Annotated in this window: 13 protein-coding genes and 1 pseudogene; 8 read left to right on the top strand and 6 right to left on the bottom strand. The window is 39.5% G+C overall.

Annotated elements, in window-relative coordinates; genetic code table 11:
* The first annotated feature begins 62 nt into the window (after positions 1–62).
* The 3 genes and pseudogenes from BUB56_RS03705 to BUB56_RS03695 all read left to right on the top strand — a co-directional run.
* Positions 63–1,202, top strand: coding sequence for a M20 metallopeptidase family protein (locus tag BUB56_RS03705; protein ID WP_242946211.1), 1,140 nt, complete (start codon positions 63–65; stop codon positions 1,200–1,202).
* Positions 1,203–1,547: 345 nt separating this feature from the next.
* The gene (locus tag BUB56_RS20080; protein ID WP_278319449.1) at positions 1,548–3,005 is read left to right on the top strand and encodes a peptidoglycan-binding domain-containing protein; all 1,458 of its coding nucleotides are present in this window, start codon (positions 1,548–1,550) and stop codon (positions 3,003–3,005) included.
* 285 nt (positions 3,006–3,290) lie between these two features.
* Positions 3,291–3,887 (top strand): annotated as a pseudogene (locus BUB56_RS03695) (protein adenylyltransferase SelO family protein); the annotation flags it as partial.
* A gap of 90 nt (positions 3,888–3,977) precedes the next feature.
* On the opposite strand, the gene mtnA reads toward BUB56_RS03695, so the two are convergent.
* Complete coding sequence (gene mtnA, locus BUB56_RS03690; protein ID WP_110940032.1) at positions 3,978–5,051, bottom strand: S-methyl-5-thioribose-1-phosphate isomerase; 1,074 nt, start codon at positions 5,049–5,051, stop codon at positions 3,978–3,980.
* Positions 5,052–5,065: 14 nt separating this feature from the next.
* On the bottom strand, positions 5,066–6,289 hold the full coding sequence (gene mtnK / locus BUB56_RS03685) for an S-methyl-5-thioribose kinase (RefSeq protein ID WP_110940031.1): 1,224 nt from the start codon (positions 6,287–6,289) through the stop codon (positions 5,066–5,068).
* A 213-nt stretch (positions 6,290–6,502) separates the two neighbouring features.
* Between mtnK and BUB56_RS03680 the strand changes: the two genes are divergently transcribed.
* The 3 genes from BUB56_RS03680 to BUB56_RS19795 all read left to right on the top strand — a co-directional run bounded on the left by BUB56_RS03680 (position 6,503) and on the right by BUB56_RS19795 (position 8,573).
* Positions 6,503–6,721, top strand: coding sequence for a hypothetical protein (locus tag BUB56_RS03680; RefSeq protein WP_110940030.1), 219 nt, complete (start codon positions 6,503–6,505; stop codon positions 6,719–6,721).
* A 76-nt stretch (positions 6,722–6,797) separates the two neighbouring features.
* Positions 6,798–7,070 carry a hypothetical protein gene (locus tag BUB56_RS03675; RefSeq protein ID WP_110940029.1) on the top strand — a complete coding sequence of 91 codons (273 nt, stop codon included), beginning with the start codon at positions 6,798–6,800 and terminating at the stop codon, positions 7,068–7,070.
* 411 nt (positions 7,071–7,481) lie between these two features.
* Positions 7,482–8,573, top strand: a complete 1,092-nt coding sequence (locus tag BUB56_RS19795; RefSeq protein ID WP_110940028.1) for a response regulator transcription factor — start codon at positions 7,482–7,484, stop codon at positions 8,571–8,573.
* Between the two features lie 15 nt (positions 8,574–8,588).
* Here BUB56_RS19795 and BUB56_RS03665 read toward each other — a convergent pair whose 3' ends face one another.
* The 4 genes from BUB56_RS03665 to BUB56_RS03650 all read right to left on the bottom strand — a co-directional run bounded on the left by BUB56_RS03665 (position 8,589) and on the right by BUB56_RS03650 (position 12,434).
* Positions 8,589–8,816: a MoaD/ThiS family protein gene (locus BUB56_RS03665; protein ID WP_242946210.1), complete on the bottom strand. Its 228-nt coding sequence runs from the start codon at positions 8,814–8,816 to the stop codon at positions 8,589–8,591.
* 117 nt (positions 8,817–8,933) lie between these two features.
* Positions 8,934–10,133: a tungsten cofactor oxidoreductase radical SAM maturase gene (locus BUB56_RS03660; protein WP_190014148.1), complete on the bottom strand. Its 1,200-nt coding sequence runs from the start codon at positions 10,131–10,133 to the stop codon at positions 8,934–8,936.
* Between the two features lie 32 nt (positions 10,134–10,165).
* Entirely contained in the window at positions 10,166–10,495 is a 330-nt protein-coding gene (locus tag BUB56_RS03655; protein ID WP_110940027.1) for a MoaD/ThiS family protein, read from the bottom strand.
* Positions 10,496–10,694: 199 nt separating this feature from the next.
* Positions 10,695–12,434 (bottom strand): aldehyde ferredoxin oxidoreductase family protein, encoded by a 1,740-nt coding sequence (locus BUB56_RS03650; protein ID WP_110940026.1) that lies wholly within the window; start codon positions 12,432–12,434, stop codon positions 10,695–10,697.
* Positions 12,435–12,730: 296 nt separating this feature from the next.
* Between BUB56_RS03650 and BUB56_RS19315 the strand changes: the two genes are divergently transcribed.
* Together BUB56_RS19315 and BUB56_RS03645 are read left to right on the top strand one after the other, a co-directional pair.
* A complete protein-coding gene (locus BUB56_RS19315; RefSeq protein ID WP_190014146.1) occupies positions 12,731–12,889 on the top strand; it encodes a hypothetical protein in 159 nt (52 codons plus the stop codon).
* Positions 12,890–13,216: 327 nt separating this feature from the next.
* On the top strand, positions 13,217–14,791 hold the full coding sequence (locus tag BUB56_RS03645; protein WP_190014144.1) for a PAS domain-containing protein: 1,575 nt from the start codon (positions 13,217–13,219) through the stop codon (positions 14,789–14,791).
* The last annotated feature ends 19 nt before the right edge of the window (positions 14,792–14,810 follow it).

The following is a 14,810-nucleotide window of genomic DNA, read 5'->3' as shown; positions in this document are numbered from 1 at the left end:
ATTCTAAAAACAATAGATCTAGAAAAAGTAAATGATAAAGTAAATTGTAAAGGGATAGAAATATGCTGGTTAAAGGAGCTGATAAGTTGAAACGGGAAAATTTAGAGCTAGCCATACAGCTGCGTCATGAGTTGCATCAAAATCCTGAAATCTCAAATCATGAAGCCTGGACCAAACAACACTTAATAAACTTCTTAAAGGGATACACAAATTTAGAGATCGTTGACAGAGGACTTTGGTTTTATGCCATATATCATGCAGGAGAGGATAAAAAGAATATTGCATTCCGTGCGGATTTCGATGCAGTACCAATGGATGAATATATAGATATACCTTATGGGTCGAATAATCCGGGCGTTTCACATAAATGTGGACATGACGGACATGCTGCATCCCTTGCAGGCTTTGCACTGGAGATTGACCAGAATGGTGCAGATAAAAACATTTTCTTTCTATTTCAGCATGCAGAGGAAACCGGGGATGGTGCCGCACAGTGTGCAGCTTTTATCAAAGAACGCGGCATTGAAGAGATTTTTGCATATCACAATATGAGTGGGATGACCTTGAACTCCGTCAATGTAATAGACGGCACCAGCAACTTTGCTTCTAGAGGAATGACGATATATATGGAAGGAGTTCCTACTCATGCCAGTCAGCCAGAGCTTGGCAGAAATCCCGCTTATGCTATTGCCAAGGTCATTAATTCCATTCCTGTATACACTGAGAAAGAGAGTAGCCGGGGAATGGTATTATGTACAGTGATACAGGTGAATATTGGTGAAAGAGCCTTTGGCATAGCAGCCAGCAAAGGAGAGTTGCTTCTGACGATCCGTGCACAGTACGAGGATGAACTGGATGAGCTTCAGCGAAACCTCGAAAACCTCGCACGAAAACAAGGAGAAGAATACGGTCTTAAAGTATTATTTTCATATAATGATGTTTTTCCTGCAACCTCAAACCATAAGGAAAGTACCGATAAGATCCGTCATGTTTGTAGGAAGAAAGGCTTTAATTTGGTTGAAATGGAAATAGGATTTAGGGGTTCTGAAGATTTTGGACACTATTTGAAGGAAACTAAGGGGGCAATCTGTTATATAGGGAATGGAGAAAATTATCCCCATGTGCATACCAACAATTATGACTTCCCCGACCAGATTATTGAGACGGCAGTGGAGCTTTTTAAAGGACTTGCTGAACTGTAACAAAATTTACATAAGCATCAAAAATTCCAATGTTTTCAGTAAGCGTGTTCTCATAAAAAAGGAGAACTCCTGCATCATAGTAGGACTATTTCATGAAAAAGACATGCAGTGATTTGCAGAAAATGTTCAATGTTCTATATTTTGTGGAAAAATTAGAAAATTGCATCCAAAGTATATGTACAATATTTGGTGATATTGTTATAATATAGTTAATATTTCTTAGAAATAATAATACTATCTTAACAATATGAGTCAATGAAATCACCTGCCTTTTTAATTATTGAATCTAGTTAAAGTATTTTATTTCTTTGGAATATAATACGATTACGTAGAGGAGGGTATTGAATGAAAAAAGGCCAAAAAGTAATGTCCTGTTTGCTGGTAACTGCTTTATTGATTTCACTTTTTTCATTTGCAGTTGGCCCAGCTCCATTTGGTGTTGATGTAGTTTCTGCAGCTACAGCGACTGCCGGCGCAACACAAGCAGCTACACCAAAAGCGACTGCTACAACTACAAAATCTGCTACACCATCTGTTTCATCTTCAAAGGATAGATTGCTCACCCTAGGCTCTTTCGGGGAAGATGTTAAGCAAGTACAGACATGGCTTAACAATGTGGGCTATAACCTAAAAGTAGATGGTATTTTTGGACCGAAAACGTTAGCTGCTGTAAAGAGCTTCCAAAGCAAGAATGGGCTTGTGGCCGATGGTGTATTTGGACCAAAAACTTACGCTAAGTTAAATCCACCAGCAGCACCAGCAGCGGAAGTGCCTGTAGCAGAAGTACCAGAAGTACCAGAAGTACCTGCTGTAGCAGAGGGCAAAATAGTTAAGCTAGGTTTAGGACATCTTACTTCAATTGGTAAATCAAAGGATTTGGCCGTAGTAGATGGCAAAGATGTATTGCCCCTTGGTCAAGTTGATACAGTAATCGCTGCTGTTGGCTTTGACAAGGATGGCAAGGTAGTAAGTGTAACTATAGACAATGCTCAAACAAAGGTCAACTTTGACAAAGAGCTTAAGCTTACCTCAGATGTAAAAGCAGAATACAAGACAAAAGTTGAGTTAGGCGACGAATACGGAATGATCAAAGCTTCTAAAATCGGCAAGGAATGGTATCAACAGATAGCTGAACTGGAAAAATGGATGATCGGTAAGACGGTTGCAGAAATCAAGGCTATGAAGACAAAGAAAGTAGATGATGCTCATCCTTCAGTTCCTGATATTGCGGAGCTTACTTCTTTGGTTACAGTTACAGTTCAGGACTACATAGCATGTGTAGAGGAAGCCTATAATAACGGTATTACGCTGCAAGTTCCGGCTGAGAAGGTAGGTCTTGGTACTGATATCTCTATCGCTAAGTCCAAAGGCTACAGCTTAGTGGATGGTAAAGAGACTCTTCCATTAGCTCAGGTGGATACTGTAATAGTTGCTGCAGCTTTTGATGTAAACGACAAAGTTGCAGGAACGATTATCGACAACGCCCAAACTAAAATTAACTTTGACAAAGAAGGTAAAGTAACTTCCGATAAGAAAGCCAGCTACAAAACAAAGGTTGAACTGGGTGCTGATTATGGAATGATTAAAGCTTCCAAGATTGGCAAAGAGTGGTTTGAACAGTCAGCTGAGTTGGCAAAATGGATGGTAGGAAAGACTGTTGCTGAAATTAAGGCCATGAAGACAAAGAAAGTAGATGATGCTCATCCATCCGTACCGGATGTTCCTGAGCTCACTTCACTGGTTACTGTGACTGTTCAGGACTACATCAAATGTGTTGAAGAAGCCCATCATAAGGCAAAATGATTTTATTCATTAAATCCCCCGTTTATGGGGGATTTTGCTTTTTTGTCTTAGTTATTGGATTTTAATGTGCTTGTGATCCTTTATGATTTAGGCTTGTATAGAAATATAGCTTATGTGTGTTATCAAAGGGTAGAAAGGGTATATTATATTGACAGCAGCAGACACTAAAAAGGGAACGAAGTGCATTTATATCGAAAAAAGCATCATGGAAACCATATTTTTGATTTGTGTAAAATAAAAAGCTAGAGGAATATGAGGTGATATGATGACAGAGAAAAAACTTACGGCAACCAGCCGAATATTGGCGCATGGAATTTGGCAAGACTTGCTGAAACCCTATTACCGTTACTGCATGTTGATCAGGAGCAGGCTGTCAAATTGGCACAGGATGAGGTTACAAACTTTTCTGAACTGTATCACTGCAATTGGCTGGCGGGCATGCGAGCAAAGCTGGGAATATTTAATGAAGAGCCGGAGGATGAAACCCTTGTTGAAGACCTGCTCAGTATAATGCACAAGTATCGTGCCGACTATACCAATACCTTCCGGGCACTAACCCTTGACAAACCAGAGGATACGGGACTTTTTGACACCACAGAATTTAAACAATGGCATGAGCAGTGGCAGGCGAGATTAGGAAGACAGGAGGAATCCAAAGTATCCTCACAGCAGTTGATGCGAAAATCTAATCCTGCTGTCATTCCACGTAATCACAGGGTAGAAGCTGCGTTAGAGGCCGCAGTGAAACATGGAGACTATGGGGTGATGGAACGACTTCTCATTGTGCTTTCAAACCCATATGCCTATGCCAAGGAACAGGATGAATATACGACATTGCCTGAGGAATCTTCCCGTCCCTACCGAACCTTTTGCGGCACCTAGTATAGGGCCAACAGAAGTATAAGATTTCTTCTGGTCTTTCTCATACAGAAACCCTCCGTACTTCGAAAGGAGGGTTTCTGTATGAAAAGCTTATTTAAATATAGCGGCTAAGTTCTCCTGATAGGGTGGGTAGACAATACCTTTTTCAGTAATAATGGCAGTAATTAAATCCCCGGGGGTTACGTCAAAGGATGGATTATAGGTCTTCACTCCTGCAGGAGCCATCGGCTGTACATACCATTTAGATGTTATTTCTTCATCCGGTCGTAATTCTATATGAATATCTTTCCCGGTTTTACAGCCCATATCGATGGTTGACATAGGTGCACATACATAGAAAGGAATGCCATAGTACTTTGCCAAAATTGCTACACCGGAGGTTCCAATCTTATTCGCTGCATCACCATTGGCAGCTACCCGGTCACAGCCGACTAGTACGGCCTGGACTTTTCCCTCCTGCATGACGATGGAAGCCATGTTATCACAGATAAGCGTAACATCCACATCTGCCTCCTTTAGTTCCCACGCAGTAAGTCTTGCACCTTGCAACAAAGGTCTGGTTTCGTCGGCATAAACCTTAAAATTATAACCCTGGGCCTTCCCTAAATAAATGGGTGCCAAGGCCGTACCAAATTTTGCAGTAGCGATGGTTCCTGCATTACAATGGGTGAGAATTCCCCAACCGGGCTGCAATAGGGAAAGACCGTAGCTACCAATAGCTTCACATACTTTTTCATCCTCTACCCTGATTTTTTCAGCTTCTTCCTTTAGGGCCTGTTTAATCTCCTGAGGTGTTTTACCTGTTTCCCTTTTAAATCTGGCTTCCATTCTATCTAATGCCCAGAAGAGGTTGACAGCCGTTGGACGGGAAGTTGCCAGATATTCTTTTACCCTTTTAAAATCCTCATATAAAGCCTCAAAGGTTTCTGCTTTTGAAACTTTAGTACCAAGATAAACACCAAAGGCAGCGGCAATACCTATGGCGGGGGCTCCACGAACCTTTAACTCATAAATAGCCTCCCATAAATCCTTCATCTCTTTGATTTCTAAAAATCTCTTCTCGTTAGGAAGAAGGGTCTGATCTAAGAGAATGATGCTATCTTTTTCATCTGCCAAGACTACAGATTGGATAACACTTTGGTTTGTGTCAACTGTTTTTCCCATATTTTAGCCTCCCACTAAAAAATTTCTTCAGTTTCTTTAAGAACCCTCACATAATCGGTGCCGACAGCTATGTTTTCTCTTTCAAGAATGAAGCGTTTTCCAATAGTGAGAGCTATCTTTTCTGCTCTAGCTCTTTTTGTCACATCGCAAATAGAAGTGATATCTCTTACATGAGCAATACCCAGAGTTCTTCTACAAAGCTCTAAGCCAGCTGCAGCAGAGGTATCCCGCATCACTCCGTCCAGATAATACTCTGGAAATCCTTTGTACCTTGCCACAGGCTCTTTAATTTTTTCCTTCCATGTAGTCATGAACTTGTCCCTAAACAGATCTGTAACATCAATGATCGTTTTTGCAAGCCAATCTTTGTAGTCCTCTTTCTGTTCTAAATCCTCTATTGTAGCATCTGCGTGCAAGTAAGAAAAAATGAGATTGGCAAGGACATTGCCTACATCATAGCCTGCTGGGCCATAGAAGGCAAACTCAGGGTCGATAACCTTTGTAGACTCAGGCTTAACGAAGATTGAGCCGGTATGAAGATCTCCGTGTATTAGGGATTGGGCATGGGTCATGAATTCAAACTTCAACTTAGCAGTTTCTAAGCGCAGCTTTTCATCCTTCCATAATTCATTTCTGGCAAATTCAATAGTAGGAGGGAAAACATCATTCCTTGGACAGTCAAAGAAGGGTTCTGTATAAACTAGGTCTTCAGTTATTTCACACAAATCCGGGTTAATAAAGCTGCCTACCAGCGCTTTTTTCTCTTTGTGATTCATCACTACGTCAGAGGTTAGCAATAGGGTGTTCACCATAAAAGTAGTGATATGATCTGCGAAAAGTGGGAACTTCTCATAGTTCATCAGGGCTGTCCGCATGATCCTGTGATCGGAGAGGTCTTCCATTACACAGCAATTCATAACAGCATCATAATGATATACTTTAGGAACAAGTCCGGGAGCTAAATCATACTGGATACGCAGGATTTCGTATTCTATCCTGTTTCTATCAGTGGAAACCTTAAATTCATCCGAAATTCTGGCTACTGGCCCTGCCTGCTTGATGATAATAGATTGTCCTGTTTTATGATCTACTACCCTGAAGACATAGTTCAGATTCCCATCACCTATTTCTTGACAGCTAAGGTCAGCATCCTTTTTAAAGCAATCTAGCATAGTCTTTACATACTCTACAACATCCGATTCCTTCATGGTAAAATAACTGCTTGTAAAATCTAACATTACTGAATCCCTCCATCTCCTTAGTGTAATAACTTCCCCTCAATATCAGAAAGCTATAGTGTTTGCAGACTATCGTCATGATAGTATTTTCGCTGGGGATTAAAAAAATCTATATAAAGCTTGTAAAGGGAGACTTTATACAATCTAAATTATATAATAAATTCTGCTATTTTTAAAATAATTATTCTGCAGCAGTTTAAGTTGTAACATGATATGCCTGTGAAAGAGTCTTGTTATCTTTTCATCATTTTCCGACATAAACTTTATAGTGATGATAGATTGGTGGTTATTGCCGATTTTGTCATGGGTCTTTCTTTTCTCAATGGGCAGGCAGTGGGTCTTATTATAGGCAGCAATGGCTGTGAGAATATGCGAGAATCATTGACAAAATATGAAATTATGGAAGGAATATTGAAAATCAGGGCGAAATAGGTCTTAAGAAACAAATATATAGATTGACCTATTCCTTTGTGCTTAGTGATTCTGAAAGAATTATGAGGAGGCTGTTATGGAAAACGATTGCACGGAAAATAAGGCTGCTGGCAATACTTTTCATATGAAGAAATCAGGACTTACAAAAATCCTGATCATTGATACGATCATGAACAATTCACAGGACACCATCTACTTTAAGGATAGAAATTCTAATTTTATTTTAAGCAGCAAGGCCCATGCATCATTGTTTGGCATTGATGATCCTGCAGAGGTGATTGGGAAAAGTGATTATGATTACTTTCCTGTAGTATGGGAGTACCTACTTGCTGTGAAGTACAAAATGTAAATGAATTATTTGGCAAATCTGATGAAAAGCTTAATTACTCTAAAAAGGCAGGCAAAAATACGGTTACTTAAAAAGATAGGGCACTCAATATAAAGACAAAGTAATCAACAGTTATTTTGTCACGAAACCTTCCGATTGGGAGGTGTAATGTTGTCTTATTTATGCTTCGAGGGGGATGCAGCGTGAAAAGGCTCGATTATGACAAAATGGACAAAATAATCAATAAAGCCACCACTGTTATAAACATTTGATATTCGATAATACTTTCTTTATACTGCTGCAGAAAATAACTAATATTTAAGAACTATTGCTCTTAGGACAAACTGAATAATCAACCTTCAAAATCAACCGAAAGGTTGATTTTGTTTTTGACTTCAAGAGCTACAATGATAGCAAAGGAGATGATTGATTATGAGTGAAATCATAAGTGTAAGAAATCTAGAAAAAAGCTATAAGGAAAATAAAGTGATTAAAGGGATATGTTTCAGTAGGGAAACTCAAATTCAATTTCGGTTAAAAGCAGCGGATATCCTAAGAAAACTGGGAGATTACAATCAATCCATCGAACAGCTGCTGCAAGCAGAGGAATATATGGAAGCAATGAAGATTATGCTGGAGCTTCCTCAAAACATGACGCTCTACTCCTATGCTGATAGGATTCCTGAAATGGTTATTGTTAAAAATCCCGATTTTGCGTATCAATGTTTCTTTTACCATTATGCCAATATGGAATTTGAAAAATGCAGAAGGTTATACGAGGTATATAAGACCAATATGTCTGAGGATTCAACTTTTTCTGCATTCAGGTTTTCTAATATATTTGTAGAGGATAGCTTTTGCATCAACGAAATCGATATTATGGATATCGAGGATATTGCTAAGCTGCCACTGAAGGAAACGACGAAAGCACTGATTCTTATAAAAGACGCTTCTTTTCTATATACCCTGTGCAGGTATGATGATGCGCTGAACTTTATTAACCAAGCGATGAGCTGCTCAGCAAGCACCAGCAACTTGTACATTAACTTTTTTTCCTTCAGCATCAAATCACAAATATTGGAGGATATGGGAGAATTGAATCAATGTGAAGCATTGTATGAAGAAATGGATAAAATACTGAGATCCAATCGGTATATTACTATGTTCAATACTAGCTTCTATATTGGAAATACAGGGGTTCACCTTTATAAAGGGCGCGAAATCTTGGCTAAAGTAATAAGGCAATTTGAATCTGACTTTTACAGTGGGCTGAATTATGATGAAAAAAACCATTATAATGAGATCGTGAAGCTTTGCAACGCAGAAACAAAGTCTATTCTCAGTGAACGGGAAATAGACGTATTGATGGAAATAACAAGGGGTGCTTCCAATAAGGAGATTGCAGAGCATCTCTGCATTTCTTTAGCTACGGTCAAATCCCATATTATTAATATTTACAGCAAGCTTCAGGTAAATAATCGGGTTGCAGTCATTGAAACAGCTAAAAAGCTTAAGATCCTGTAGAGGATCTTAAGCTTTTTAGCCGCCGCCAACCGGCGGAAAGATAGATACAATATCATTATCCTTTAAGACTGTATCTAATTTTGCACCTCTTCCATTGATCATAATAATTGCTGCTTCTTCTTGAGCGATATTTAAGCGATCTATGATATCTTTGGGCGCAGCGCCTGAAGCTAAATCCATCCTCATCTCTTTTTCACGGTTGTTTCTAAGGGTTGCAAATAGTTTTACCGTTACCTGCACCATTCTCACCTCCTATTCTCAGTATACTATAAGTAGGACTCATCACCAAGGGGTGCATTCATTGAGATATAGTAAGTCCATAATGCGGTATGCCCTTTAAATGTAAGGTGAGTTATCAATCTACGGACAGGCGATGATGCGCCTTGACCAAAGACATTCGGCACAGGATGGGCTGTTGCCCCAACAATCCATCTCATTGCTCTCTGTATAATTGCAGCCATCCAGAGACTTACAGTCCGTACATGAAGGAAAGAGATTTTCATCAACAGCCCGCCTAAAGTTCACATATCCAGGATCTGTCCATATATTTAAAAGCTTTCTTTCATTGACATTGCCCAAATAACAAGGATATATTTGCTTTTTCCGTCCGTATATATAGCACTCATAAGTATGCATTAGAGCATAACAGGGGCTGATATTGCCTTGATAATTGATACATAGGGATTTATCCTTCACAAATTTACAGCTGCGCTCAGTACGCAATTTCATATTGGACATCTGGGCAAAAATAGTGGTTCTTAAGGATTCTTTACCAAACATACGTCCTGTGTCATCTATGTCATATACGATTTCATCCTTCATGGATTCATGGTATGGCAGCAAATTGCTGATTATGATCTGACTGACCTTAAGATCACAAGCCATGCGAATCAGCTTGGGCAGATTGGCATAATTCTTTTTCATAGCCACAAACTCTATACCCAGTTCTGGCTTCCTAACCTTTCTTTCTTGCTTCATCGCCTGCAAATTGGAAACATTTTGTGTGACACTTTGAAAGTCGGCTCCCTGCCGAATTTCATTATACTCACCCTCATCGGGGCTGTCCAGAGAAGTAAAGAGCATATCCAATTCTAAATCAATCAATTTCCTAATGTTCTCCTCCACTAAAAAAGAACCATTTGTAATCATTTCTACCCTTAATCCAAGATTTTTCACAGCACCCAGCATATCGAAAATTCTTGGATGGGACATCGGTTCCCCAAAGCCGCCAAAGTGAACAGATTCCAGGTTCGGTAATTCCTTAAGATTCTTTAGCACGTTTTCAAAGGTTTCCCAATCCATATGGATAAGTGCGTCCTGCCAGGAACTGCGAATACAGGTGATACAAGAAAAATTGCATTCTGTAGTGACCTCTAAATATATTCTTTTTACATCAGGCAGTAGAGGGATCAACTGGTATCCTCCCTCCGTTGAAACGAATATAGCCTCTTGTTCCTTATCCATGGATACAGGCAGCTTTAAATGACCATCTTTATCAATAAGAACCTTCTGGCCAACCGCAAATAGTTCTGTTCCCAAATGCTTATTTGATTCTTTCATTCACTCTCCCCCTACAGTTTGTTTTGGAAATTCTACTTCTTTTTGATTCTGAAATTTGCCTCGTTATTCTGGTTTTTTCCATAAAACCCCAGTGCTATCCTATAGGGACCAGGACAACCCGGTGGTAAAAAAGCTACCCGATCACCGGGATGGATCACATAATCCAAATCCTGAACGAAACCGTTTACAAAAATAACTTCTATTTCATCCCATGGGATTTCTAGCTTTTCTGCCAGTTCCCTACCGGTAATGGGGGAATCCAGATCCATGATCAAAGGAATCTTGCCATGCTTTTTTCGGAACGCTGCATCTAAATGAAGAAAGCCTCTGACCTCAATTGATTTTTCAACTTGTTCGGACATAAATCTGACCTCCCTAATGCTTAGCTTCATATTTAAAAATAGCCTCATTTGATCTATTTAATATGAATATAATACGCTAAAATAGGTATAAAGGGTATTGAAAAGCATTAAAAAATTGAAGCCGGAACGAAGTCCGGCTTTTTCACTACAAGGATATCATAACCCCCTAAAGCCACGATGGCCAAGAGCGGAGATTCAATTAAAAGTTATAAACCTCATCAATTTCTTCAGGTGTAAAGTCCCAAACTACATTGTGTGGAGCACATGGCTCATATTCGAAGAATTCAGGCAGACGGTCATGGGCATTGGTGAAGCCGGCTGCTTTATTGAAGGCACGCTCAACCTTAAGAACCGATTCGCCCAGTTTGTCAACATCCGCTGCAGTTAATTCTGTGCCATATTGTGCGTTGATCATATCGATCAGCGCTTGATATCCGCCAGGATTGTCAGCAATACCGAAGTAAACAAACAGACACATACCGGTACTATCTACTGCTGCAGTTCCAATTTGCATTGCACGAGCATATTCGATTTGTCCATCCTTCTTAAGCGGATCAATATCAGCACCTACCTTAAGAATGTTACCGGAAATACAGTAGCCTGCAGTATGGTCAGCACCCATAGGCGTAGTAGCATAGGTTAAACCGATACCTTTAATAGGACGTGGGTCATAGGCAGGGATAGCCTGATCTTTTACTACAGGTGTCCTAAATAAACCACATACCTTACCTACAACAGCAGTACCACCGCCAAGAATTCTTCCTAAGGGCGTTGGTACGGCAATCTGCTTAACAGCATCTAGCACAGCTTTGCCATCTCCCCAAGGCAATAAACCGCCTTCCATAGCGGTGGCTACAGCAACGGCTGTTTCGATACTGTCAACACCGATATCATCCATTGCACGGTCAATATAAGCAATCTCATCTAAGTCTTTGATGCCGGCATCGGCGCCAAGACCCCAGATGGTTTCATACTCAAAACCGCTGGTGATATATTTTCCATCTTTATCCGGATACCACTGAGAACATCTGATGATACATCCAGGGTGGCAGCCGTGGGATACCTTGCCTTCACCGCCGCGCTCTGTGATGGTAGCATTTAAGGTTTCGCCGGAAATGTTATCGTTATGTTCTATACGGCCAGATGTAAAGTTATTGGCAGGAAGACCGCCGGCTTCGTTCAAGATGTTAATCAATACGTCTGTACCATAGGCAGCCAAGCCTTGACCAGCAACTGGATGATCTAAAAGGGCTTTTGAGAATACTTTTGACGCTGCTCTAAATTTCTCAGGATCTGCGATCGGAACTGCACCGGCACCCGTATCATCAATTACTACAGCTTTTACTTTTTTAGAGCCCAGTACTGCGCCTAAACCGCCGCGGCCTGCGCTGCGCATATTGCCCTCTGGATCTTTAAAGGAGATATTAGCAGTAGGCAAACGATGTTCACCTGCTGGGCCGGCTAGAGCGATGCCTACTTTTTCACCGTACTTTGCACTTAAAACTTCAATGGCCTTATAGTTGCCGCAGCCACCGAGAATTTCTTCTGGAGCTTCTTCAATCGCTGCCCCATTAACATCCATCTTTATTACATAGAATTTATCATCTGTAGGCATTCCTTCGATTACTAAAGCTTTGATGCCTGCTTTTGCCATTTTTTGTGAGAAAGAGCCACCGGAGTTACTTTCTTTAATTGTACCAGTTAGAGGACTCTTAGCGCCAACAGAAATACGTCCAGAGTTAGGAGCTGTAGTACCACTTAGTAAACCTGGAGCAAAGATGATTTTGTTGTTTTTTCCTAAAGCATGACAGGTAGGTTTAACTTCGTCGGCAACAAAATTGGAAGTCAGCGCACGTCCTCCCAAGCCTGCATATTTAGCTGGAACTTCTTCGATAGTAACTTGTTTTGTAGTCATGTCTACTCTTATAAATTTGTTCACAAAATTACCTCCTCTAAATAATTTTTATTCTTTTACAAGAAAACACTGTATAATAATATAAAGAAGCAATTATTATGCCAATCATCAAACGGAAATCCTTTTCCTATAAGTGTATTGAAAAATAACAGTTTTACCGTGCGGAATTCTGAATATTTCTGAATTTTTACAATGAATGTTCCAATATAGAACACAAATCAGAAAAACTATGTGGTCTAAAATGGCACACTGTTCAATTTCGATACAATGAGAGCGGGTATCTGTTTGAAGATTTGATCGATTCCTAAAGGAGAGTAAGAATGTCAAATAATAATATTGAAAAAATAAAAAAGCTGCTTGAAGAAAAGAAGAAGACCGGAAATAAAAAAGGCATTGCCGGAGAAAGGCCAAATAAGCAAATCGGAAGATATCAAAAGGCTTTTAAGAATACGAAAAGGGGAGGATTAACTGATAAATAAAAGGATGTAAAAAGCTCTATGGTTTTTGGATATATTGTGGGTTAGATAGAAGTTATGACATTGAACAAAAAGGAAGAGACTATTTTCTTCCTTTTTTTGTAAAGAAAGTATATCCTCTCCCAAGAAAACAGTGAGTCAAAAAAACTTGAGACAGTGGAAAAAAATAATCATGTGACGGGAATCACATAGAAGACAGAAAAAAAATGGTATATTTTATATATGATAAAGATTATCATTTGAATATTTGTATAAAGACTTTTCAAATTTATTTCGGAAGGCAACAGCATAAAGTTTGCTTTACCATTAGAGAGAAGGGATGAGGAGAATATGAAAAAAGAAATCAACGACATTGGACCTATGACAGCTCTAGAGAAGATAAAAATGGGGGAATATTTAAATCTTGATGATCAGAAAATCGAAAAGATTATGAACATCAAACTGAATTATCTTAGGGGAAATATTTCTCAAGAAGCGGCAAAATCAGAGATGAAAGCATCTTTTGACAGCGTAACGGCTCAGGAATTTGCAATATGCGAGCAATACCTTCAGCAGTATGGGATCTCGGATGATGTACTGGCAGAAAGAATGGATGAAATATTGGAAATCTTTGATGGTCTGTTGGTAAGCAACAAACTGGAGCTGCCCTTAGGACACCCTATTAGAACTTATCTTGATGAAGTATCTGCGATCAGAAATGTGTTGAATCAGATGAGAGATATGCTGCAAAAGAAATTTATCAAGAACCAATGGGCTGAAATATATGATAAACTAGAAGAAGTCAATATCCACTTTGCCAGGAAACAAAATCAATTATATCCTGCACTGGAGAGCAAAGGCTTTGATAAACCCTCAAAGGTAATGTGGACACTGGAAAATAAAATTAAAAATACTATCAAAAAATCGAAAGCATATCTGGAAAAGGATCAGGACAATGAGTTTTTGAAGCTGCAGGATGAGGTTATTGAAATGGTTGAAGATATGATGGTAAAGGAAGAGGAAATACTCTATCCTACTTGTTTGGATATTCTATCTGACGAAGATTTTGTGAAGATGAGGATAGGAGATGACGAAATAGGTTATTGTTTAATTGAGACACCTTTGCCTTATAAAAGTGAATCGAAACAAGATATGAAGCTGGATTCTAATAATGAACTGGTTAAGGATTTAGCATATGTACTTCAAAAACACGGTGTACTAATGAATCCGGCAAAGGATGAAGCCCTAGATGTGAGCCAGGGAAAGCTGACGCTTGAACAGATTAATCTCATCTTTAAGCATTTGCAGGTAGATTTATCCTATGTAGATGAGCATGAAATCGTCAAATTCTATAGTGATACGAAACACAGAGTATTCCCCAGAAGTGCAGGAGTCATTGGAAGAAAGGTCCAAAACTGCCATCCAAGGGAAAGCGTGCATACGGTTGAGGAAATCATCAGGGCTTTTAAAGCGGGAGAACAGGATGAAGCGGAATTTTGGCTGGAGATCGGCGGAAAGTTCATCTATATCATTTATACCGCTGTAAGAGATGAAGCAGGGAATTTTAGAGGAGTCTTAGAAATGATGCAGGATGCAACTCGAATTAGAAGCCTGGAAGGAAGCCAGAGACTTCTGACATGGAATCATAGAAAGCCGGAGGTTAAAAGTGAAGAGACAGCCCCTGCAGAGGCAAAGAATGAGTATGGGATTACAAAGGAAACCATTATAGGAGATTTGGTAAAGGAGCATCCTTTTGTTAAAGATTATTTGTTTAATCTGTCTCCGAAATATAGCAAGTTGAAAAACCCCATATTGTTTAAGACGATGTCTTCAATAGCAACCATCGAAATGATTAGTGAAAGAGGAGGCTTTGAGGTTCAAGATCTTATTCAAAGAATAGTGGAAGAGATTCGTTCTAAAAAGTAAAAGATTGGAGTTTTCGATG

It is taken from the genome of Geosporobacter subterraneus DSM 17957 (assembly GCF_900142145.1).
GTDB lineage: Bacteria > Bacillota > Clostridia > Peptostreptococcales > Thermotaleaceae > Geosporobacter > Geosporobacter subterraneus.
This window is presented reverse-complemented; position numbering and strand designations above follow the sequence as displayed.